The organism is Clostridium sp. UBA1056 (assembly GCA_002316385.1).
In the GTDB taxonomy this organism is placed as follows: domain Bacteria; phylum Bacillota; class Clostridia; order Clostridiales; family Clostridiaceae; genus Clostridium_J.
The window spans coordinates 183,095-204,901 of the sequence record DCDL01000061.1 but is presented as its reverse complement, the minus strand read 5'-3'; the positions used below and the strand labels follow the sequence as shown (position 1 = coordinate 204,901).

At 30.7% G+C, this 21,807-nt stretch carries 22 protein-coding genes and 13 tRNA genes; 4 read left to right on the top strand and 31 right to left on the bottom strand.

Annotated features, from left to right (window positions below; genetic code table 11):
• Nucleotides 1–163 precede the first annotated feature (163 nt).
• The 9 genes from B3W71_RS18140 to B3W71_RS18100 form a co-directional block, all read right to left on the bottom strand.
• Nucleotides 164–1,063, bottom strand: a complete 900-nt coding sequence (locus B3W71_RS18140; protein ID WP_346890335.1) for a peptidoglycan recognition protein family protein — start codon at nt 1,061–1,063, stop codon at nt 164–166.
• 61 nt (nt 1,064–1,124) lie between these two features.
• Nucleotides 1,125–1,541 carry a phage holin family protein gene (locus B3W71_RS18135; RefSeq protein WP_346890338.1) on the bottom strand — a complete coding sequence of 139 codons (417 nt, stop codon included), beginning with the start codon at nt 1,539–1,541 and terminating at the stop codon, nt 1,125–1,127.
• 176 nt (nt 1,542–1,717) lie between these two features.
• Nucleotides 1,718–1,930: a hypothetical protein gene (locus tag B3W71_RS18130; protein ID WP_346890334.1), complete on the bottom strand. Its 213-nt coding sequence runs from the start codon at nt 1,928–1,930 to the stop codon at nt 1,718–1,720.
• 19 nt (nt 1,931–1,949) lie between these two features.
• Complete coding sequence (locus B3W71_RS18125; protein WP_346890333.1) at nt 1,950–2,318, bottom strand: hypothetical protein; 369 nt, start codon at nt 2,316–2,318, stop codon at nt 1,950–1,952.
• Between the two features lie 13 nt (nt 2,319–2,331).
• Nucleotides 2,332–2,460, bottom strand: a complete 129-nt coding sequence (locus B3W71_RS18120; protein WP_346890332.1) for a hypothetical protein — start codon at nt 2,458–2,460, stop codon at nt 2,332–2,334.
• A gap of 74 nt (nt 2,461–2,534) precedes the next feature.
• Entirely contained in the window at nt 2,535–2,957 is a 423-nt protein-coding gene (locus B3W71_RS18115) for a capsid assembly scaffolding protein Gp46 family protein (protein WP_346890331.1), read from the bottom strand.
• 149 nt (nt 2,958–3,106) lie between these two features.
• Nucleotides 3,107–3,361 (bottom strand): hypothetical protein, encoded by a 255-nt coding sequence (locus tag B3W71_RS18110; protein WP_346890330.1) that lies wholly within the window; start codon nt 3,359–3,361, stop codon nt 3,107–3,109.
• A 66-nt stretch (nt 3,362–3,427) separates the two neighbouring features.
• Nucleotides 3,428–3,640 (bottom strand): hypothetical protein, encoded by a 213-nt coding sequence (locus B3W71_RS18105; RefSeq protein ID WP_346890329.1) that lies wholly within the window; start codon nt 3,638–3,640, stop codon nt 3,428–3,430.
• A 90-nt stretch (nt 3,641–3,730) separates the two neighbouring features.
• A complete protein-coding gene (locus B3W71_RS18100; RefSeq protein WP_346890328.1) occupies nt 3,731–4,768 on the bottom strand; it encodes a minor capsid protein in 1,038 nt (345 codons plus the stop codon).
• Nucleotides 4,769–5,107: 339 nt separating this feature from the next.
• Between B3W71_RS18100 and B3W71_RS18095 the strand changes: the two genes are divergently transcribed.
• Together B3W71_RS18095 and B3W71_RS18090 are read left to right on the top strand one after the other, a co-directional pair.
• Nucleotides 5,108–5,938: a site-specific integrase gene (locus B3W71_RS18095; RefSeq protein WP_346890327.1), complete on the top strand. Its 831-nt coding sequence runs from the start codon at nt 5,108–5,110 to the stop codon at nt 5,936–5,938.
• 16 nt (nt 5,939–5,954) lie between these two features.
• Nucleotides 5,955–6,302, top strand: a complete 348-nt coding sequence (locus B3W71_RS18090) for a tyrosine-type recombinase/integrase (protein ID WP_346890337.1) — start codon at nt 5,955–5,957, stop codon at nt 6,300–6,302.
• Nucleotides 6,303–6,392: 90 nt separating this feature from the next.
• On the opposite strand, the gene B3W71_RS18085 is transcribed toward B3W71_RS18090, so the two are convergent.
• The 15 genes from B3W71_RS18085 to B3W71_RS18015 all read right to left on the bottom strand — a co-directional run bounded on the left by B3W71_RS18085 (nt 6,393) and on the right by B3W71_RS18015 (nt 9,706).
• Nucleotides 6,393–6,469, bottom strand: a tRNA-Arg gene (locus B3W71_RS18085).
• A 51-nt stretch (nt 6,470–6,520) separates the two neighbouring features.
• Nucleotides 6,521–6,594 (bottom strand) — tRNA-Gly (locus B3W71_RS18080).
• Between the two features lie 17 nt (nt 6,595–6,611).
• Nucleotides 6,612–6,687, bottom strand: a tRNA-Pro gene (locus B3W71_RS18075).
• Between the two features lie 5 nt (nt 6,688–6,692).
• A tRNA-Arg gene (locus B3W71_RS18070) sits at nt 6,693–6,769 on the bottom strand.
• A 5-nt stretch (nt 6,770–6,774) separates the two neighbouring features.
• Nucleotides 6,775–6,848 (bottom strand) — tRNA-Gly (locus B3W71_RS18065).
• A 3-nt stretch (nt 6,849–6,851) separates the two neighbouring features.
• Nucleotides 6,852–6,926 (bottom strand) — tRNA-Gly (locus B3W71_RS18060).
• Between the two features lie 18 nt (nt 6,927–6,944).
• Nucleotides 6,945–7,028 (bottom strand) — tRNA-Leu (locus B3W71_RS18055).
• 11 nt (nt 7,029–7,039) lie between these two features.
• Nucleotides 7,040–7,115, bottom strand: a tRNA-Lys gene (locus tag B3W71_RS18050).
• Nucleotides 7,116–7,118: 3 nt separating this feature from the next.
• A tRNA-Gln gene (locus B3W71_RS18045) sits at nt 7,119–7,193 on the bottom strand.
• A gap of 7 nt (nt 7,194–7,200) precedes the next feature.
• Nucleotides 7,201–7,276: transfer RNA gene (locus B3W71_RS18040), tRNA-His, on the bottom strand.
• Nucleotides 7,277–7,281: 5 nt separating this feature from the next.
• Nucleotides 7,282–7,358, bottom strand: a tRNA-Arg gene (locus B3W71_RS18035).
• Nucleotides 7,359–7,364: 6 nt separating this feature from the next.
• Nucleotides 7,365–7,438: transfer RNA gene (locus B3W71_RS18030), tRNA-Gly, on the bottom strand.
• Between the two features lie 17 nt (nt 7,439–7,455).
• A tRNA-Pro gene (locus B3W71_RS18025) sits at nt 7,456–7,531 on the bottom strand.
• Nucleotides 7,532–8,110: 579 nt separating this feature from the next.
• Complete coding sequence (rdgB, locus tag B3W71_RS18020; protein WP_346890326.1) at nt 8,111–8,707, bottom strand: RdgB/HAM1 family non-canonical purine NTP pyrophosphatase; 597 nt, start codon at nt 8,705–8,707, stop codon at nt 8,111–8,113.
• A 21-nt stretch (nt 8,708–8,728) separates the two neighbouring features.
• Nucleotides 8,729–9,706, bottom strand: coding sequence for an AIR synthase family protein (locus B3W71_RS18015; protein WP_346890325.1), 978 nt, complete (start codon nt 9,704–9,706; stop codon nt 8,729–8,731).
• Nucleotides 9,707–9,804: 98 nt separating this feature from the next.
• Here B3W71_RS18015 and B3W71_RS18010 point away from each other — a divergent pair, with 98 nt between their 5' ends.
• A complete protein-coding gene (locus tag B3W71_RS18010) occupies nt 9,805–11,199 on the top strand; it encodes a hypothetical protein (protein WP_346890324.1) in 1,395 nt (464 codons plus the stop codon).
• Nucleotides 11,200–11,217: 18 nt separating this feature from the next.
• On the opposite strand, the gene B3W71_RS18005 is transcribed toward B3W71_RS18010, so the two are convergent.
• The gene (locus B3W71_RS18005; protein WP_346890323.1) at nt 11,218–12,807 is read right to left on the bottom strand and encodes a peptide ABC transporter substrate-binding protein; all 1,590 of its coding nucleotides are present in this window, start codon (nt 12,805–12,807) and stop codon (nt 11,218–11,220) included.
• A gap of 143 nt (nt 12,808–12,950) precedes the next feature.
• Between B3W71_RS18005 and B3W71_RS18000 the strand changes: the two genes are divergently transcribed.
• Nucleotides 12,951–13,253, top strand: a complete 303-nt coding sequence (locus B3W71_RS18000) for a hypothetical protein (RefSeq protein ID WP_346890322.1) — start codon at nt 12,951–12,953, stop codon at nt 13,251–13,253.
• A 125-nt stretch (nt 13,254–13,378) separates the two neighbouring features.
• On the opposite strand, the gene ligA is transcribed toward B3W71_RS18000, so the two are convergent.
• The 6 genes from ligA to gpmI form a co-directional block, all read right to left on the bottom strand.
• Entirely contained in the window at nt 13,379–15,376 is a 1,998-nt protein-coding gene (ligA, locus tag B3W71_RS17995) for an NAD-dependent DNA ligase LigA (RefSeq protein WP_346890321.1), read from the bottom strand.
• Between the two features lie 136 nt (nt 15,377–15,512).
• On the bottom strand, nt 15,513–17,765 hold the full coding sequence (gene pcrA / locus B3W71_RS17990; protein ID WP_346890320.1) for a DNA helicase PcrA: 2,253 nt from the start codon (nt 17,763–17,765) through the stop codon (nt 15,513–15,515).
• A gap of 262 nt (nt 17,766–18,027) precedes the next feature.
• Nucleotides 18,028–18,345, bottom strand: coding sequence for a YerC/YecD family TrpR-related protein (locus B3W71_RS17985; protein WP_346890319.1), 318 nt, complete (start codon nt 18,343–18,345; stop codon nt 18,028–18,030).
• Between the two features lie 162 nt (nt 18,346–18,507).
• Nucleotides 18,508–18,738 carry a preprotein translocase subunit SecG gene (gene secG / locus B3W71_RS17980; RefSeq protein ID WP_346890318.1) on the bottom strand — a complete coding sequence of 77 codons (231 nt, stop codon included), beginning with the start codon at nt 18,736–18,738 and terminating at the stop codon, nt 18,508–18,510.
• Between the two features lie 175 nt (nt 18,739–18,913).
• On the bottom strand, nt 18,914–20,209 hold the full coding sequence (gene eno, locus B3W71_RS17975; RefSeq protein ID WP_346890317.1) for a phosphopyruvate hydratase: 1,296 nt from the start codon (nt 20,207–20,209) through the stop codon (nt 18,914–18,916).
• Between the two features lie 66 nt (nt 20,210–20,275).
• Entirely contained in the window at nt 20,276–21,802 is a 1,527-nt protein-coding gene (gpmI, locus tag B3W71_RS17970) for a 2,3-bisphosphoglycerate-independent phosphoglycerate mutase (RefSeq protein ID WP_346890316.1), read from the bottom strand.
• Nucleotides 21,803–21,807: the final 5 nt, after the last annotated feature.

Here is a 21,807-nt window from a genome sequence, read left to right as displayed (position 1 = left end):
TATTCTTTGATAATAGTTCAACTTCTTTAGCAGTAAAAGTCTTTTTACTCATTTTAATCACCTCATACTTTTATTGTACAAAAAAAGAACCTATGCTGATAGGCTCTCTTTTTATAGTGTCTATTATATAGGTTCCATTTTATAATCTCACCACCCTTTAATATTATCTTTTAACAATTTGTACTTGTATTTCTTCGATCGCTTGGCCATATATACCAGCGTAGTCATTTAGATCCATAACCCATGGTAACCATCTACCATCTACATAAGTTCTATAATTAACACTATATCCTTGCAAATCTACTAATTCCATTTGTAGCCCATCTATATTAGTACCTAGAATACCAGCATAATCCTGTCTATCGGTAACCCATGGAAGCCAATTACCCCAAAGAGTGTGGACTCTATACCTTATATGTCCCTTGCTAACATTAGCATATACTCCTTGTGCTGGTTGATTCCATATCCCCGCATAATCTTCGAGATTCGTTACATTAGGTAACCATCTACCATTAGTGTATACTTGATAAATAACGTCTATGTTTTCTTCAACTATTGGTGCTACAGGGGTGCTAACATTGTTACTATTCCCAGTTAGTTTACCTTTAAACTCATACCATCTTGACCAGCTATTACCGCTCCAAGGTGATGGACGAATCTTTCTACTTGCATCATAGTGTCTTACTACTCTATCTAAAGATACATTATATTTATCCATTAGATATCCAACCAACTCTATAGTATTACTTTCAGTTTCTTCAGATATATTTCCATCAGTTCCACACATCTCAACTCCTATAGAGTTTTGATTAGTTATACCATATGCCCCATTACCATCTCCACAGTTCCAGCTAGCGTTATTATCTTCTACAACTTGTACTATATTGTCATTGTCTACGAAATAATGAGCTGAAGCATTTCTATTATCACCACCAAAATAATTAGCATTGTTTAGAGCGGTGTCATCTGTATTCCCTGTAAAGTGCATTACTATATATTTAATACCATTTCCATTTCTACTTGAAAAGTTATAACCTGATATTTTTCTTATTATTGATTTCATGATCCATTCCTCCTTAAATCTTATATAATATAAAAGAGTAGAATTACTCCTACTCTGTAAACTAATTATTTAATTCTTTCTTTTCTCCATCTTTAAGTTGCACTAAAGCATCTTTTATTTTTTCTGGTATTGGAAGTCCTAATCCAGCGCAATTCTCTAACAAGCTTATGCCTTCATTTGCTATATAAAAATAAGCCACTAATGTTCTGAATACCCAAGTACCAGTATTTAATAATCTATCTAGCATTACTGCAACTATAAGCACTACAAATATAACCGCTTTTCTTGCTATACCTTTTAATCCTATGTCCGAGCTAACTTCTTTGTTAATATATGCTCTTAATAAGCCTGTACCATAATCTAAAACCACAAGGAGTATTAATACACCTAATGCAGTATCCCAACTCCCTAAAAGCCATGTTATGCCTGTTCCTACAGCTACTACTATAACTTTAATGTAGTTTAATATGTTGTCCATTTTAATAGCTTCAACTCTTACTTTTACAGAATCAACCATTTGCTCAGAGTCATTATAAAGCTGTGATAAAACATAAGCTAATTCAGAATCATTTCTTGGATTTTGAATTTTAATTATCTCTTTCTCTGCAATTTTAATTTGTATTTTAATAAGTGCTAAACTAGCAACCCCTTTTTCTATAGCTTGTCTAGATGCCATTTGCGTTTTAGTATCATAGCATGAACATTAGCTGTTACTGGTAGCCCTCCACTTCCTAGGATCATATCAAATTCAATATCTTGAATTTTTATTTCTGGAAATAAGCTTTCACCTAACATAGGTACTAATTTTCTTTCCTTAAAATAATTTATTAATTCTTTAGTATTAAAAACTTCTTCTATTCTTGGCATTTATACATTCCTCCTCTTATTATCTAAATGTTATTTTTGATAAGGCTTCTTTCACCTTAGTTTTAGTAGCAGCAAAGCCACCGAATACTCTATCTTCTCTTAAGTACCCTTCTACTACTAAGCTGCACGGCATATCTCCATTAGTAACATCCACTGTTTGAAATAAAACTCCTACTGGTGTTGCTGATAAAGTTTCAGAACCACTAGCACCTGTTTGTTTTACTATACTTCCATCCGCAGCGATTAAAGAGCCAGCTTTAACATACTTCTTTCCATTAGCATAAGAAATAACCCCTATTGACTTAACAGTTCCACTAAAGGCTACTAAATTTGCATTACTATATAATATTTCCATATCATTTGCATAAGATTGTTTTTTAAAATACATTATTCATTCCTCCCTATTTACTTGCCCAAGGGTCACTTGGTGCACTTGCTTTTGAATTGTTTTGTGCTGATATAGATTGACCTATAGACATTTTTGAGCCATCTGGATTGCTTCCACCTGGTACATAGCTAGATTGTTTCATTTTTTCATCTACTAGAGATTCAAGACCCTTACTCCAATCCTCACCAAAACTATCTAAGTTAGATTTTGTAGAATCTAAGCCTCACCTAAGAACTTTTCAACAAACTTAACAGGTAACTTTTTCTCTAGAGCATATTTAGTGGCTTCAGATAGTAAATCTTTTCTAGCCATTTCAGCCCTTAATTTTTTAATTTCTTTCTTTGATTCAGTCTCTTCATCTATAACTAAATCCGGATACCGTTCCTTTATAAACGGTTCAAGTTCCTTTTCTAAGTTATTTTCCTTCCAAGTTTTTAAAGCCTTTGAATAATATTTATCATTTTCACTATCAATAAAAGCTTTAAAATCCTTATCTGTTTTCATTTTTTCCTTAAATGCATCTAAGGTAAGTCCACTAACTTTTAGTGACTTAGCTAAATCAATATTTTCTAGTAATGAATCAATATTTTCATCATCACCAGCTTTTTCAATTAATTTTAATAAATCTTTTTTTAACATATTTCCTCCCTATCCCTTAAACTGCTATAAGCACCTTAAGACACAATTTTTAAATTTAATAATGTAATTACACCCCTTGTACACTTCGAGGTCCACAAGACGTATTTTAGATATAATAAAAAGCCTTAGTTTCCTAAGACTTAATTAAACTATTTCGTACGTTTTTTAAATATATCTGGTTTGCAAGGATAAAACTCTCCATTTACTCCTTTTATAATGTAATCTCCCTCACTTACTATATGCTCTCCCTCTAACGTCTTTATTTTTAAAAACTTATGATGTGTTTCGCACCCTTCTATAATTTGAGGTATATAGCCTATAAAATCAATAACCTCTTTTATAGAGTCCAAATCTCCTTTGTATTGTACAGCTTCAATGACAATTGGTTTCTTTATATATTTCATTTACTTCATCCCTCCTCAATTTTGAACATAATAAAAGCACCTACTATTTATTTAAGTAAGTGCTTTTTACATAAAAGGCAATTTTTCTTTTCCATTTTCCTTAAATTCTTTTTCTAAAATTTCCATATACATTTTAAATGCTTTTTTGGCTTCTTCAGGAGCATCGTCTTTAATCTTATATCCTAATGGATAATTTTTTTCTTCTGCTAGCTCAGTATAATCATAAAATTTATTTTGCAAATCTTTTTTCTCTTTAAAATACTTAGAATTAACCATCATTTTTAGTCATCTCCTTTATTTTAGAATTTATAAATTTAATTAATTCATTATCGTTATCTTTAATTGTAAAATATTCTGCCATTAATTCGTTCATCCTTTTATTTGAATTAAAAATTTTATTTTTTCAAATTCATCTGCAGCATATCCACTAATATTATTAATATATCTAGAAAAAATATGTTCTTTATTGCGAATATAGTCTTCAATAGATTTATCAAATCTCTCTTTAGCTTCATTATAACCTATATTGTATTTTTTAGCAATTTTATCTGCTAAGTCATGATGATATTTATGCCCAAGTTCATGTATTAGTGGCGAATTTGATTCTGTGTTTGCGAAATAACCTTCTTGGCTTTTTAGGTATTTTAATATTTTAGCATCTGTGTCATACTTATTATTTATAAACATTGTATTGACTTCTCGCTGATAACCTCCAATAGCTTTTGGGTTTAAGCCATTTTTCTCAAAATCTATAATTGATACTCGGGGCATTTCAAACCAGTCAGGTAATTCATCTTTAATATTTTTAAGTTTCTTTTCATATAATCTAGCAGCTTTGTTTTTCTTCGTTGCATCAACATCAGCCCACATATTAAATTTACTATTAGATACCCTCTTTTCCTTTATTAAAAAACCTTCTAATTTAACTTCCCTAAATTCTCCAAATTCCGGAACGAATCTATTGGTCATATAATCAGTTTTATCTAAAACACTCTGATCATCTTCTATAGTATAAAAGCACCTGCAAAGAGGATGCCTTGGTACATCTATCTTTTTATCCAAATTAAAAACTTTGTCATGATACTGGCCACAATCATCACATAACTTACTATCTAAAGTTGCATTATACCTTACTTTTTTAACTCCTGCTTCTTTACAAAATCTATCAAAAGCATTACTTGAACATCTAGTCACCTCAGTTTCAGTAAGTCTTTTAGCATTATACGCATTTGTATTATAAGTTGTTTCAATATCCTTCTTAATCTGATTTACATTCACTTTTCCATTTAAGAAGTCATCAATCTTTTTATGAAGATGGTTAGCAACTTCATTTTCATTTTCCCAAACTCTCTCACTAAAATGCTTTCCTTTAAAATTATTATCTATAATTTTTTTAACGTCCTTCAAGCCAGCATTATAAGAATAAAAATCAAAGGCCTATTTACTGTACTAGCTAATATATCATTTATAACCCTGGCTTGTGTTGTTCCTTGTGCCTTTCCAGACTTTAGGATTATATTGCTTTTAAATTGTTGAATGTAGAGTTTGATGAAACTGAATTAGATGGTATGAGTTTAGAACAAATATCTATATGTATTGGTATACCACATGAACTCCTATGTCAGATAATAAACTTATAATTGGTTATTAGATATAACTCTTCCTAAAAATCTGGCAACTCTAGTAACTTTTTTTGAAGATTTAGAAGTACTCTTTTAACTACCCATATAAGGAGGATTTTGTACTATGTCTACTAAAACCAATATTGAAATTAATGGGAAAGATTATTTTCGCGTTAGCTGCACTGTTGGAATTGATTCTAATGGTAAGCGAATCAGAAAAACATTTTATGGTAAAAGTAAAAAAGAAGCTGAAAAGAAAAAGAACGAATATCTAAATAATATTAAATTAGGATTATCTCCTGATATATCAAAAATATATTTGGGTACTATGATGAAAACTTGGTTATTTGAAGTTGTTAGAGTATCAAGTAATATAAAGCCTACTACTTTTGAAAGATATGAGGGTATATATCGTAATTATATAAAAGATTCACCTATAGAGTCTTTAAATCTTTCTTCTATTAAATCAATACAAATTCAACGATATTATAACGAGCTGTATAATAATAAAGATAAAAAGAAAAGAAAATCATCAAATCAAATAAAAACTTTAAATAAACTTCTAAAGCAGTTCTTTAATTATGCAATTGAAGAAGGATATATTTTAAAAAATCCATGTCAAGGTAAACGTGTAGTAATTCCTGGTGATGTAGAAATAAATAAAAAGGAAGTTGAGATCTTTACAGATGATGAGTTAAAAAGAATATTTAATGCTGATGAAAATACACTAATTAAAAATATGGCTACTATATGTGCGTGCACTGGAATAAGGCGTGGTGAATGCTTAGGATTAAACTGGAATGATATTGATGAAATAAATAATACTATAAATATTAAGCGAACTGTAAGTACTGTTACTTTTATTGATGATTATGGAAATAGAACATTAAAAACCATTATTCAAATTCCTAAGACTGCTGGGTCAATAAGAACAATTCCACTTCCTAAATCATAGTTCCAATATTTAAAGAATTAAATGTTATGAAGAAAAAAATAAACTTAAAGCTGGCAGTAGTTATTCAAAAGATTATGATAATTTTATATTTTTAACTGAAACAGGAAACTTAATAGATAATAGTAACCTAAGTAGAGCTTGGAAAAGATTTTTAGATAGAATCAATGTTAACCATAAGAAGTTTCATGCACTTAGACACACTTATGCCACTAAACAATTTGAAGGTAATACTCCATTAAAAACTGTAAGTGAACTATTAGGTCATACGGATATTTATATCACAGCTAATACTTGCACTCATGTATTAAAAGAACATAAAGAAAAAAGTATAGATATTTTTAGCACAATAAATATGATAAATTAACCAGTGTGATAAAAATGTGATAAATATATAAAAACAATTAAAAAATACCAACAATCTCAATCATTAAAACTGTTGATATTACTACATTCATGGTACACCCAACAGGATTTGAACCTGCGACCGATGGATTCGAAGTCCAGCGCTCTATCCAGCTGAGCTATGGGTGCATAAATAAAATATTAATTCTTAATAAAAATAACTTCTCAAAAAATAAAAAATGGAGCGGGTGAAGGGAATCGAACCCTCGTAACTAGCTTGGAAGGCTAGCACTCTACCATTGAGTTACACCCGCACATATTTAATTTAAAGTGGTCGGGGTGACAGGGATTGAACCTGCGACCTCATGGTCCCAAACCACGCGCGCTCCCATCTGCGCCACACCCCGATATATGGTGCGTCTTAAGGGATTCGAACCCCTGGCCCACGCCTTAGAAGGGCGTTGCTCTATCCAGCTGAGCTAAAGACGCATATTTGGAGCGGGTGAAGGGAATCGAACCCTCGTAACTAGCTTGGAAGGCTAGCACTCTACCATTGAGTTACACCCGCATCTGGAGCGGAAGACGAGATTCGAACTCGCGACGTTCACCTTGGCAAGGTGACGCTCTACCACTGAGCCACTCCCGCATGTCTTATTTTTATGATTGGTGCAGGTGAAGGGAGTCGAACCCCCACGCCTAAGGCGCTAGATCCTAAGTCTAGTGCGTCTGCCAATTCCGCCACACCTGCATATATCATTTTGGTGGCTCACCGGGGGATCGAACCCCGGACACCATGATTAAAAGTCATGTGCTCTACCGACTGAGCTAGTGAACCATCTGGCTGGGATAGCAGGATTTGAACCTACGAATGCCAGAGTCAAAGTCTGGTGCCTTACCGCTTGGCGATATCCCAAAATTAATGGGGTGAACGATGGGACTCGAACCCACGACAACCAGAACCACAATCTGGCGCTCTACCAACTGAACTACGCTCACCATAATGGTGCGTCTTAAGGGATTCGAACCCCTGGCCCACGCCTTAGAAGGGCGTTGCTCTATCCAGCTGAGCTAAAGACGCATATATTGGAGCGGGTGAAGGGAATCGAACCCTCGTAACTAGCTTGGAAGGCTAGCACTCTACCATTGAGTTACACCCGCATATATTTAGTTTAAAGTGGTCGGGGTGACAGGGATTGAACCTGCGACCTCATGGTCCCAAACCACGCGCGCTCCCATCTGCGCCACACCCCGATATCTCTTAATCAGTGCCGTTTGTTTAATAACCTTAACGACAAAATTTATTATACAGACTTCCTTTAAAATAGTCAACACCTTTTTTGAAGTTTTTGATTAAATTTTGGTATTTTTTATTGTAAACTCTCTTCAACACCTGATTTTACCTTGTTTTCTCTTATATACCTTATATTCCATTGTTAATTTATATTACAGTTTATTCTTTTATTTTATATCATTATTAGTATAGAAACTTAATCTATAATAAAATCAATTTTAAATAAAATTATATTATGTTAAGAGAGAGATCACTATATTAACTTATTGTGCTAGTTAAAGACATCATAGATAATAATATTATTTATATTTCACTTTTATCCATACATAGAAAGATAGACATTACCAATTTCTAATGGATAGATCAACATTTTAAAATTTAAAAATTTTAAAATGCTAAAATGTTAAATATTTAAATAGTTTCCATTATAACTTTTTAAAAAGTTATAATGCTATATATAATGTTACATATATGAACTGAATAATTATTTTATGAAAACTACTAAATTCACCTAGCACAACAAGTTATACTATCAATTATTATAAGTATTTTTTCATTTCTTCTATAAGTTTTTCTAAGGCATTTCCTCTATGACTTATAGAATTTTTAACTTGGGAAGGTACATCATTAAATGTAGCCTTTAATTCAGGCACATAGAATAGCGGATCATATCCAAATCCTTCACATTCTTTATACTCTTCTAATATTAAGCCATCTACTTCACCTTGAACTTCAATAATATTCTTATCATCAACTATTAAAACCATAGCACATATAAACTTAGCCTTTCTTTCATCAAAAGGTACACCTTGTAATTCTCTAATTAATTTTTTATTATTTTCTACTGAATTTCCATGGCCTCCGCTATACCTAGCAGAATATATACCAGGAGCTCCATTTAAAGCTTCTACTGATAACCCTGAATCATCAGATAAAACTAATACATCTTTACAAATTTCGTTAATTGCTTTAGCCTTTATCCATGCATTTTCCATAAATGTAGTTCCTGTCTCCTCTACATCTATATCTATGCCTGCTTCCTTTAAAGATACAACATCTAAATCAAATTCTTTAAGAATCTCCTTTATTTCTAAAATTTTATGCTGATTATTACTAGCAACTATTAATCTTTTCATTACATTTTCTCCTTTTACCATCTATTGTATATTAAATAATTCATCTGCCTCTGGTGGCTCTACCTCTCTAGCTCCATCATAATCTATTACTATACCGTTTCTAGCAGTTATTTCTCCGATTTTAGTTCCCTTGATTCCATTATCTTCAAGAGCCTTTAGTAATTTTTCTGGATTATTAGTAGTCATAAGCATACTTCCTGAAGATATAAGCTTTAATGGATCTACATTAAACTCTTTACATATTTTACTTGTAATTTCTGTTATTGGCATTTTTGATTTATAAACTTTAAATCCTACATTGCTTGCATTTGCAACTTCCCATAGTGCTCCTAAAACTCCACCTTCTGTTATATCATGCATAGATGTAACTTCTTCTATCCCACCTATTTTTCCTTCTTTAACTACACTTATATTCTCCACATACCCTTTAGCTTCTTTAATTTCTTCTATTGTTAATATTCTCTTACATCTTTCTTCATAATCGTTAACTAATATTGAAGTTCCTTCAAGACATAATTCTTTAGTAACAATTATGCTATCTCCACTCCTAGATCCTGCTGTACTAATAGCGCTATTCCCATTGCTTTTTCCAATGGCTGTGCAAGATACTACTATCTTATTAACAGCTTCAGTTATCTCAGTATGACCACCTATAATTTGAACATTTACTTTACAAGCTTCTTCATGAACCTCTTTCATAAGAGCATGCAATTCCTCTATAGTTGTTTTTGGTGGTGCTAATATAGTAACTAAAATACCTAATGGCTCAACACCACAGGATGCTATGTCATTGCAGTTAATATTAACTGCAATTTTACCTATGTTTTCATCTGCTCCAGTTACAGGATCTGTAGATATTACACATTGATTACTTCCAAAGTCTATTATGGCACAATCTTCTCCTATGCCATTAGATACTTCTACCTCCTTTCTTTCTTTCCCTTTATGATTATCTATTATGTACTTTAACTCATCCCAATTAAGTTTTCCTACCCTCATATAAATTCTCCTAACCTAAAAAAACTATTGTGTTTTTGTCACATTTTCACTTCTCACATCATATTATTAAATATAACTAATATTATGGTGGTGTTATTTTGAGATATATAGGACCTTTTTTAAGAATTAACATACTAAACAATGACAATATAAAAAGTCAATTGTTTCATTTTTCTAAAGAGTCCCTAAGACATATAGTTCTACATTCTGGATGTGGAATTGTATCTAGAAATTCAGATTTAAAAATTAAACCTTTACCCAATGATGATGATATCACAAATAGTGTTATTTCTCCACTATTATGTGTATATAGAAAAGCTGACGGAAGACTTTTAAAAGAAAAAGATAAATTGCTTTGGAATCATCGCAAATTTAAAAAAGAAATAAACATATGTGCTAATGGGTATATGACCCTTGGTTTAATGTACTTATCTGATTATTATAGAGAATTTAAAGATATCGATGAAGATAAATATAAGTTAAGCAAATACTATATTGATCTAGCTACTGATCAACTAGAATTTTTTGCTCTTTATTGCCGTAATAGCGAGGGCGTTTTTGTTGATAAATATGACTCTACAGATCCACTTCAAAAAGAATATTTCCTTACAGATAAGGGCATGAAATTTAAATTTTCAACTCAAGCTCTTCTAATGGCATCATATTATAAATGTGCAACTCTTTCAGATGATAATAATGAAAATTTTAAATCCTTTGCTTTAGATATATTAAAGCTATTCTCAAGTTTAAAACAAGAAATATACAATACTTCCCATGATGAATTAGCAAAAATCTGTTTAGCATTTAATATTCTTTATGAATGCTCGAAATTAGATGAAGTTAAAGAATTACTTGTGGACTTTTCTGAATTGATGATTGAAAATATCAATTATATGCCTCCTTCTGTCATTAGAGACAATATAGATATATCTTGCTTATGCTATATAAACTCTATATTAACGTATAAAAATACTAATTTATCACACTTTAAAGATGCAGCTTTTAGGATATTTAATAATTTAGAAAAACTATATAATAACGATGATGGTATATTTGTAAAAGACATATCTGAAAAAGAAAATAAATTTTCTTCTGATGAAATAATTCTCTATCTTTATGTATTTATGATTCAAGAGTCTTTCTTAAATGATAAAGAAAGGGTAGAGCTTGCCTCTAAGGTTCATACCCTTTATAAAAAACAAGTAGTAAGTTCCGGAATTATACTTAGATGGCCAGAAGCTCCCAACCTTGATAGTCCAGAAAGATATAGAAACTTTTCCTGTAAAGCTGAAGATTTGTTAGATGATAATTATTTTAGATTTTCATCTTATATAAATAATGATGCAAACGATTTAGCACCTATCTTTGTTAAAAATGTTTCTTTAAATAGAAAGAAAGAAAACTATAAACATTACAAACATAGCTTTGATTCTTGTAAAAATATGTTTAATTTTTTTACAGTTATCTATTTAAATACTATTTTAGATTTTTAATAAAGAAGTACCTTAGATTTAAGGTACTTCTTTAACTTTATCTAATCTTATATTTCCAATAGTAGTTACATATACATTATCTATGCCTTCTTTTATACAAATAGCATTGTTAATATTGTATATAGGTATAGATATCAGTTGATTTTTTAGTATTTTTTCACATTGCTCATAAATAGATTTTCTTTTTGCTTCATCTATTTCATATGTTGCATCTTTTATTAATTTATCATATTCTTCATTATCATATGCTATTATATCATTCTCAGATGTGTTAGTGAAATTCTCATAATATTCTATAGGATCTCCATACTTAAAATCAAATCTTTGCAATACTATATCATAATCCCCAGCATCAATAACTCTCTTTAATTCCTCCTTGGAATATTCTTGTAAAACTATTTCTAAATCAATATTTTCTTTAATATTAGTACTCAAATCTTTAATAATTCTTCTATTTAAATTATTTTTTTCATAGATTATTTTTACTTTAGATTCTTCAGTTACATTAACCTTACTAAAAAATTTTCTAGCTTCCTCTGCATCTCCAAAACTTGAAAATACTTGTTCTGTTTTCTCTGTTTCAAGACTATATGCTGTTGCCGGAGTCAACAATTCTTTACATATAAGTTGCGAGCCGTATTCTTTTGATAAGAGTGAATTTATAGCTGACCTAAAGTTTAAATCTCCACCTAAAGCTTCTTTGTTTGGATTAAAGTTTAGATAATACATTGATGAACCATTAAATCTTTTTATCATTGCATTTTGCGATAATCTCAAAAGCTCACTTATAGGAGCATCCATCATTATATCTATATCTCCTGTAAAGCCATCTATATTGGTACCTGCTGATTTTTCAAAAATAGCCAAGGCATTTTCTTCACTGTCCAAAAATGTAATTCTAATATCCTCATCAGTAATTTTATCTGCTTCATAATACTTTTCATTTTTTTCTATATAAACTTCTTTATTCTTAGCATCTTTTACTATAAATGGACCTGTATATCTTATTGAAGTGAAATTATCCTTATAATTATCTAAGCTTCCATAATCTCTAAGATTAAATACTGGATTTGCAAGAATATTTATAAAGTAAGGACATTTATAGTTTAGTCTAATAGATAATATATTATCATCTTTTATATTTATTGCTACATTTGAAAAATCACCATAACCTTCTCTAAACTCCTTAGCTCCGTATATATAATTTAATCTACTAGCATATATATTATTTTTATCATTTAAAAAAGCTTTGAAAAAACTTTTAAAATCCTCTGCAGTTATTTTTTCTCCAGAGCTATAATATATATCTTCCCTTAACTTAAAAGTATATTCTAACCCATCATCGGAAATTTCTACTTCTTTAGAAAGTGCGGGCACTATTTCTCCATTTTCATTCTCTTTTACTAATCCTTCAAAGAGAGTCACTAGTAAATCTTTATCTCTTACACTATCCGTTGCGGTTAATTGTAAATCATTAGGATTCATATTCATATTGTAAGTTATACAATCAATATTATTATCATTTACAGAATTTATTTTTTCTCTTTCAATAGATATACCTGTTAAAATTGCTATAATACAAATCACTGTAAATATTATTTTCTTCACCGTAACACCTCCTCCTTAAAATTATTTACTTATTTATTCCAAAATAAACAATTCTAAATAAGTTAACATAAAATTCTTCTTTTCCAATTGTAAACATATGATATAATGTTTATAATAATGTGTAAATAAATTGGAGGTATCTTATGATTTACTTAGATATTATATTAAAAGTTTTAGGAATCGTATCACTTATAACTTTTATGATAATAATCATTTGGGGATTTGTTGTTTTCAATTCTATATATAGTCAACTAAAATATAGTAATTATATCCTTGAAAAAATTTCACATATCCTAAATATTTCATGTATTGATATGCACGCTAAGGAAAAAGAGCAATTAAAAAAATCTGAAGGAACTAACGAAGATTCTAATCAAAAGTCTTTAGATAATGATGATTCTAATACCTCAGATAATGATTTATCATCAAATAAAACTTCTAATTAATGTATAGATGTTTTAACTAGTAGAATAATTTCTATTGTATATTCCTATGGTTACATTATTAAATATTAAACCATAAGCATTACCCCCATGGATATATAAATTCCATGGGGGTAATGCCTTATAATTTAAATCATGCTTTTAAACTCTTCTTCAGAAATTATTTTGATTCCTAGTTCTACAGCCTTATCATACTTAGATCCTGGATCTTCTCCAACAATAACAAAGTCTGTCTTTTTACTTACAGAACCAGATACCTTAGCACCAAGATTTTCTAGTTTTTCTTTAATTTCATTTCTTGAAAATTCTTTTAGACTGCCTGTAACTACAACAGTTTTACCGTTAAAAGGATTTTCAACTACTTCTTGAATTCCTTCCTCTCTTGGAGTTATACCTAATCTTAAAAGTTCATTTATAGTTTCTATAGACTTATCTAATGAAAAGAATTCAACTATGGCTTTTGCAACTACATCCCCTATATCTGGTACCGATACTAATTCTTCAAAGGTTGCTCTCTCAATATTCGCTAAAGTCTTAAATGTCTTTGCCAAATCTTTAGCCGTCTTTTTACCTACATTAGCAATTCCTAATCCATATATAAATGAAGCTAACTCACAGTCTTTGCTATTTTCTAATGCCACTAAAAGATTAGTAGCCTTCTTATCGCCAAACTTTTCTAATCCAATTAACTCTTCTTTTTTTATTCTATATAAATCTGCTATAGATTTTATTCCTAACTTCTCAAATAACTGCTCAGCAGTCTTTTCACTGAATCCTGCTATGTTCATAGCTTCTCTACTAGCATAATGAACTATAGTTTTAACCATTTGAGGTTTACATGCCAATGTATTTTCACAGAATAAATGCACTCCATCTCTAAATAACTCTTCTCCACAACTAGGGCATATCTTAGGCTCTTCTATAGGAGTACTACCTTCTAAGGAATTTTCTACTACACCCATAATTTCTGGAATTACATCATTAGACCTTCTTACAAATACTGTAGCTCCAAGCCTAACTCCTTTACGTTGAATATCGTCTAAATTATTTAAAGTAGCTCTTTTAACTGTTACTCCACCTAATTCTACTGGCTCGAGAATTGCTGTAGGTGTAACTCTACCGCTCCTGCCTACATTCCATTCTACATCCAAAAGCTTAGTAGTTGTTTCTTCTGCCTCAAACTTATAAGCTATTGCCCATTTAGGAAATTTAATGGTATATCCTAGTATATCTCTAGTTTTAATATCATCAATAGCTATAACTATTCCATCTATATCATAATTTAAGTTACCTCTAATGCTATTAATGTATTCAATTTGCTTTTCTATTTCTTCAATATTAGTACATGTTTCCATATAATTATCTATAGGTAACCCCATTCTCTTTATAAATTCCATCATTTCAGTATATGTGTTAAATGAATTGCCTTCGTTATATCCTACGTCATAGAAAAATGCCGATAAACTTCTTCTAGCAGTTTCCTTTACATTTAGGTTTCTAAGGGCTCCTGCTGCACCATTTCTCAAATTTTTTAATGGTATAGTAGCCATTCTATTATATTGCTCAAAAGCTTCCATTGTCATAATAGCTTCACCATGAACCTCAATTATATTGTGGTTATTTATTATAAGTGGAATAGATTTTATAGTTTTTACTTGACTAGTAATATCTTCTCCAATTTCTCCTGTTCCTCTAGAAGCTCCTACTACTAAAATTCCATCCTCATCATAAGTTAAGTTTATAGCAAGGCCATCAAATTTTTTAGTAACTATATATTTAACAGCTGGTAGCTTATCCTCATGAGTATTATTATATTCATTTATAGCCTTAACATTTCTATTATGCCAGTCTTTAATTTGTTCTATAGCTTGAGCCTTATCTAGACTCCAAAGAGGAGCTCTATGTTTATATTTTTTAAACTCATTTAAAACCATATCTCCTACCCTTAAAGTTGGTGAATAAGGTAAAATCTCAATAAGCTCAGCTTCTAAAGCTTTAAGCTCATCATATTTTTTATCATACTCTTTATCAGATATTGTAGGATTATCTAGTACATAGTATTCATAGGAGTATTTATTCAACTCCTCTACCAACTCCAACATTCTACTACGCTTATCTTCACTCATTATAAATCCTCCTATTAACTTATAAATAAAAATTTATATATACCTTTAAATTTAATTATAGGCTATGTTTTATTAACATCTAAAACATAGCCTATAATAAACTATTCTACTATATCTGTGGTTTTCTTACCATATCTTATGCTAGTTCAAGGCCTGCTCTACTAAGCATAAGCTTTTTGATACCCATATTATTGAATGCTATAGTCACTATAGTTTCTCCATTATCTGAAGACATTGATACTACAGTTCCTACTCCAAACTTACTGTGTCTTACCTTTACTCCTATGGTGAGCTCTTCTTTAGAGACAGCTTTACCACTTCTATCTTCCATACTATTAGTTGAAGTTGAAGGTACAGTTTGTTTTGAATTATTATAGAAGCCATTTCTAAATGAGTGGGGACTATTATTAGTCTTATTAACAATATTATTAAAACTTCCTCTAGATTGAGTTCCTCCGCCGTCATTTAAATCAGTTTTTAATTCTTTTGGAATTTCACTTACAAAGTCTGATACAGAATATCCAACAGTTCTACCGAATACCATACGTTGTTCTGCTGATGATATATATAGCATTTCTTCAGCTCTTGTTATGGCAACATAGCAAAGCCTTCTTGATTCTTCCATCTCATGGAAATTATTTAAAGAGGATGCTCCTGGAAATATTCCATTTTCCATCCCAACTAAGAAAACTACTGGGAACTCAAGTCCCTTTGCACTATGAACAGTCATCATTACTACTGCATTATTCTCTTCATCTAAATTATCTATATCAGAAACTAGAGTTACCTTTTCTAAGAATGCACTTAAGGATTTATCCTCAGAAGAATTTTCAAAGACTACAGCATCAGATACAAGCTCCTTTAAGTTCTCTATTCTACTTTCATCTTCAGCACTACCTGTACCCTTAAGCATCTTCATATATCCACTTCTATCTAAAATATCCTCTATTAGTTCAGATACGCTTATATTTTCTGCATCAATTATGAGAGTATTCATTAAACTCACAAATTTATTTATAGATGCTATGGCTCTTGCCGATAAGTTTGGTACAAATTCTGCATCTAAAAGAGCATCATACATACATATATCATTCTCTACTGCAAATTCTTGTACCTTTGCTATAGTTGTATCTCCAATACTTCTTTTAGGCTCATTTATAATTCTCTTTAAGCTTATATCATCAAGTGGATTGTTTATGACTTTTAAATAAGCCATGATATCCTTAATTTCTTTTCTTTCATAGAATCTGAGTCCCCCTACTATTTTATAGGTTATCTCATTTCTTCTAAACGCTTCCTCAAAAATACGTGATTGAGAGTTCATTCTGTAAAGTATAGCAAAGTCCTTCAAACTTCTATTTTCTTCTCTTATCATCCTTTTAATCTGAGTTGCTACAAAGTTTCCTTCATCTATATCACTATAGGCTCTGTATACTTTTAGTTTTTCTCCAGCTTCACTTTCTGTTCTTAACACCTTATCTTTTCTTTGTGCATTATTTTTAATAATCTTATTAGCCGCTTCTAATATATTTGATTTAGATCTATAGTTTTGCTCTAACTTAACAACTTTTGCCTTTGGAAAGTCTTTTTCAAAATCTAGTATATTTTTAATATCTGCACCTCTCCAAGCATAAATACATTGGTCATCATCCCCAACCACACAAATATTTTCATTTTCATTAACTAAAAGCTTTATTAATTCGTATTGACATTTATTTGTATCTTGATACTCATCTACTAGTATGTATCTAAATTTTCTTCTATAAAACTCCCTAGCCTCTTCATTTTCTTTAAATAACTTAACAGTTAAATAGATTAGGTCGTCAAAATCTAAAGAATTTGTAGTCTTTAATTTTTTTTCATAAGTTAGATAAACATCTGCAATTTTGTTCATCCTGAAGTTTCCCTCATTTTCTTTTTTAAATTGCTTAGCGGATATTAATTTATTTTTAGCATCAGAAATCTTAGACATAATTTCACTATCAGTAATATCTTTATCATTGATGTTCAGTTCTTTCATACACTGTTTTACTAGAGATTTAGCATCATAACTATCGTATATGGTAAAGTTTTTGTTATATCCTAGCTTATCAATTTCTCTTCTTAAAATTCTCACACAGCTAGAGTGAAAAGTTGAAACCCACATATTATCAACCAAATCTCCAACTAAAGATTTAACCCTTTCCTTCATCTCTCCTGCAGCCTTATTTGTGAATGTTAAGGCTAAGATCTGTGAGGGATATATATTTAAATCATTTATCATATGCGCCATTCTATAGGTAAGTACTCTAGTCTTTCCTGATCCTGCACCTGCTAAAATTAATAATGGACCTTCAACAGTAATGGCAGCCTCATATTGTTCTCTATTTAATAGACTTTTTAAATCCATCTAATCACTCCTAAATTTATAGTTATCTAATATCTTAGTTAACCTTCTTTATCCTATAATATAATATGAAAATTTACCCTATTTTTTATTATACCATATACTGAACATTTATAAACGACATATAAATAATTACTAAAAGTGTATTTTTACCCTGCTCATACCAGTATCATCTTCCAGTTTAACTTTTGCGCTAATTATATAAATAGAAAAAGCCCTACTCCATTTAAAGTACGGCTCTCTATTCTAACCAGCATATAATTTTCTATTCTTTAACTTCGTATTCTTTCCAATCTACTCTTTCAAATACTACCTTATATCCACTATTTCCATAGTTTAAAGAACGGTTAACTCTACTGATAGTAGCTGTGCTAGCGCCAGTACTACTAGCAATATCTAAGTAGGTTCTTCTATCCTTAAGCATTCTTGCAACTTGAAGTCTTTGTTCCATCGCTTTTATTTCATTTATTGTACAAACATCTTCAAGAAATCTGTATACTTCCTCTCTAGTTTTAAGAGATCTAATAGCATCAACAAGATAATCCATTTCTGGAGTTTCAAGTTTTGAAATATACCCACTCATTATTTTATCCCCCTATTAATTAAAAATTCATCCACATATACATTATAAAATTATCATACTAAAGTGTAAATATTAAATCTTCAAAAGCAACTTTGCAAGGAATTAAATGCAAAAAGCCATCCAAATGGATAGCTTATGATTAAAATATCAATATGTTTATTGCTATAATAATATGTTTATTGCTATAATCGATGCTGCAAATATAATTGCTGATATTATAGTAAGCTTAATTAGGAATGCTTCCTTTGTCTTAGTTTTATTCTTACTATAAAAAGTTTCTGAACTTCCAGCAACTAAACCACCTAAACCTGATGATTTACTTTCTTGAAGAGATATTGCTAATATAACTATTAATGCGGAAATAATTACTACAACCTTAAGTGATGTTATCATTATTATACCCCCTTATTTCTTTATCCTTTACATATGTAATATATTTTATCATAGTGAAAATATTTTTACAATGATAACAGTAGTAAATATATAAAATAATTACAAGTTTTATACTTTATAAATAAAATATCGAGCAAATATAGTATTTGCTCGATATTCCTAAAATAAGAATTAATTATCTTTTTATATTATAGAAAGATTTTAATCCTCTAAATTCAGCCATATCACCAAGCTCTTCTTCGATTCTTAGTAGTTGATTGTATTTAGCAACTCTTTCGCTTCTAGCAGGAGCTCCTGTCTTAATTTGACCTGCATTTGTAGCTACTACTAAATCAGCAATTGTAGTATCTTCAGTTTCTCCTGATCTGTGAGAAACTACCGCAGTATATCCAGCTCTCGCAGCCATCTCTATAGCATTTAAAGTTTCAGTTAAAGTTCCTATTTGATTTAATTTTATAAGAATTGAGTTTGCAGTTTCTCTTTCAATCCCCATTTCAAGCCTTGAAGTATTAGTTACAAATAAGTCATCTCCAACTAATTGAACTCTTTTGCCAATCTTATCAGTTAGGTACTTCCAACCTTCCCAATCTTCTTCAGCCATACCATCTTCTATAGATATTATTGGATACTTTTCACATAATTCTACATAGTAATCTGCCATCTCATGAGGTGTTAATATTCTTCCCTCTCCAGCAAGATTATATTTTCCATCTTCAAAGAACTCAGAAGATGCTGGGTCAAGAGCTATGAAAGCATCTTTTCCTGGAACATAGCCAGCTTTTTCTATAGCTTCGATTATTACTTTTATTGCTTCCTCATTTGATGATAAATCTGGAGCAAATCCACCTTCATCACCAACACCAGTACCAAGGCCTTTAGCTTTTAATATACCTTTTAATGCATGATAAACTTCGGAACCCATTCTTAAAGCTTCACTAAAAGATGTAGCACCCGCTGGCATAACCATAAACTCTTGTAAGTCTACGTTATTATCAGCATGTTTTCCACCATTTAATATGTTCATCATAGGTACTGGTAAAACTTTAGCATTAACTCCACCAATATATTGATATAAACCTAATCCTAAATAGTTAGCAGCAGCCTTAGCACAAGCAAGGGATACTCCTAAAGTTGCATTAGCACCTAATTTTTCTTTATTATGAGTTCCATCTAATTCTATCATAGTCTTATCAATAGAAACTTGGTCGAATATATTCATCCCTATTAATTCTTCTGCTATTATGTTATTTACATTATCAACAGCTTTTAATACACCTTTTCCATTGTATAAAGCTTTATCTCCATCTCTTAATTCAACAGCTTCAAATTGGCCTGTAGATGCTCCTGATGGTACTGCAGCCACTCCTACTGTACCGTCTTCTAACACAACTTCAACCTCCACTGTTGGGAATGCTCTAGAGTCTAATATTTGTCTTGCATAGACATCAATAATTTCAACATATTGTTTCATTTCTTTTCCTCCTTTATATTCTGCTTATAATAAATTTAGCATGGCTAAATATTTTAACTTGATAAGTTAAATTAATGATTTTCCACTCATCTCACTTGGAATTTCTAATCCCATCTTTGTTAAGATGGTTGGAGCTATGTCAGCAAGGATTCCTCCACTTCTAAGCTCACTCACTTTTTCTCCAACATAAATAAATGGAACTAAATTAGTAGTATGCGATGTCATTGGTTTACCTGTAGAATAATCAATCATACACTCAGCATTACCATGGTCTGCTGTGATAAACACGGTACCATTATGCTCAAGGATTTTATTTACTACCTTACCTAAGCAATTATCTACAGCTTCTATAGCCTTTACTGCTGCTTCAATGACCCCAGTATGCCCAACCATATCTGGATTTGCATAATTTAATATTATTAAATCATATTCATCTTTTTCTATATTTTCTAATACTGCATCAGTAACTTCATAAGCACTCATCTCTGGTTTCAAGTCATAGGTTGCTACTTTAGGGGATGGAATTAAAACCCTATCTTCACCCTTATTCGGCTCCTCAACTCCTCCATTAAAGAAAAAGGTTACATGCGCATATTTCTCTGTCTCTGCAGCTCTAAGTTGCTTTAATCCTTTACTACTTACATATTCACCTAATGTATTCTTATAACTTTCTGATCTATAAGCTATTTGTACATCTTCAATATTTTTATCGTATTGTGTCATACATACATAGGTTATATCTAAATTTTCTCTTTCAAATCCTTTAAACTCTTTATCCTTTAAAGCTCTAGTTATCTCTCTTGCTCTATCTGGTCTAAAGTTAAAGAAAATTACAGAATCTTTATTTTTTATAGTAGCTACAGGTTTGCTATCCTTTACAACTACACTAGGAATTATAAACTCATCAGTTTTATTGTGGTGATATGCATCTTCTATAATTGCAAATGGTGATGTATTTGTGTTTCCTTCACCTTTTACCATTGCATTATATGCCAATTGCACTCTTTCCCATCTATTGTCCCTGTCCATGGCATAGTATCTACCAGAAATAGTCGCAATTTCACCTACACCTTCATTGTTCATATGCTTTTGTAATTCTTCTATAAATTCTTTTGAAGATGTAGGAGATACATCTCTTCCGTCTAAAAAGCAATGAACAAAAACTTTTTTTACTTCCCTTTTCTTGCAAAGAGTTATAAGAGCCTTTAAATGATTTATGTGGGAATGAACTCCTCCATCTGATAATAACCCCATTAAATGAACAGATGAATTATTTTTTAATGCTTCATCAATAGAAAAATTTAAAGCTCTATTTTCAAAGAAGTCTTCGTCTTTAATTGATTTTGTTATTCTAGTCAGCTCTTGATATACAATTCTTCCTGCACCTATATTTAGGTGTCCTACTTCAGAGTTACCCATCTGACCCTCTGGAAGACCTACATCTAGACCAGAAGCTGATAATGTGGTGTGCGGATATTTAGCCTTTAGTTCATCATAATTAGGCTTTCTTGCTTCTCTAACTGCATTTCCATCCACATTGTCGCTTATTCCAAAACCATCTAATATCATTAGCATTACTGGCTTTTTATTCATATTAT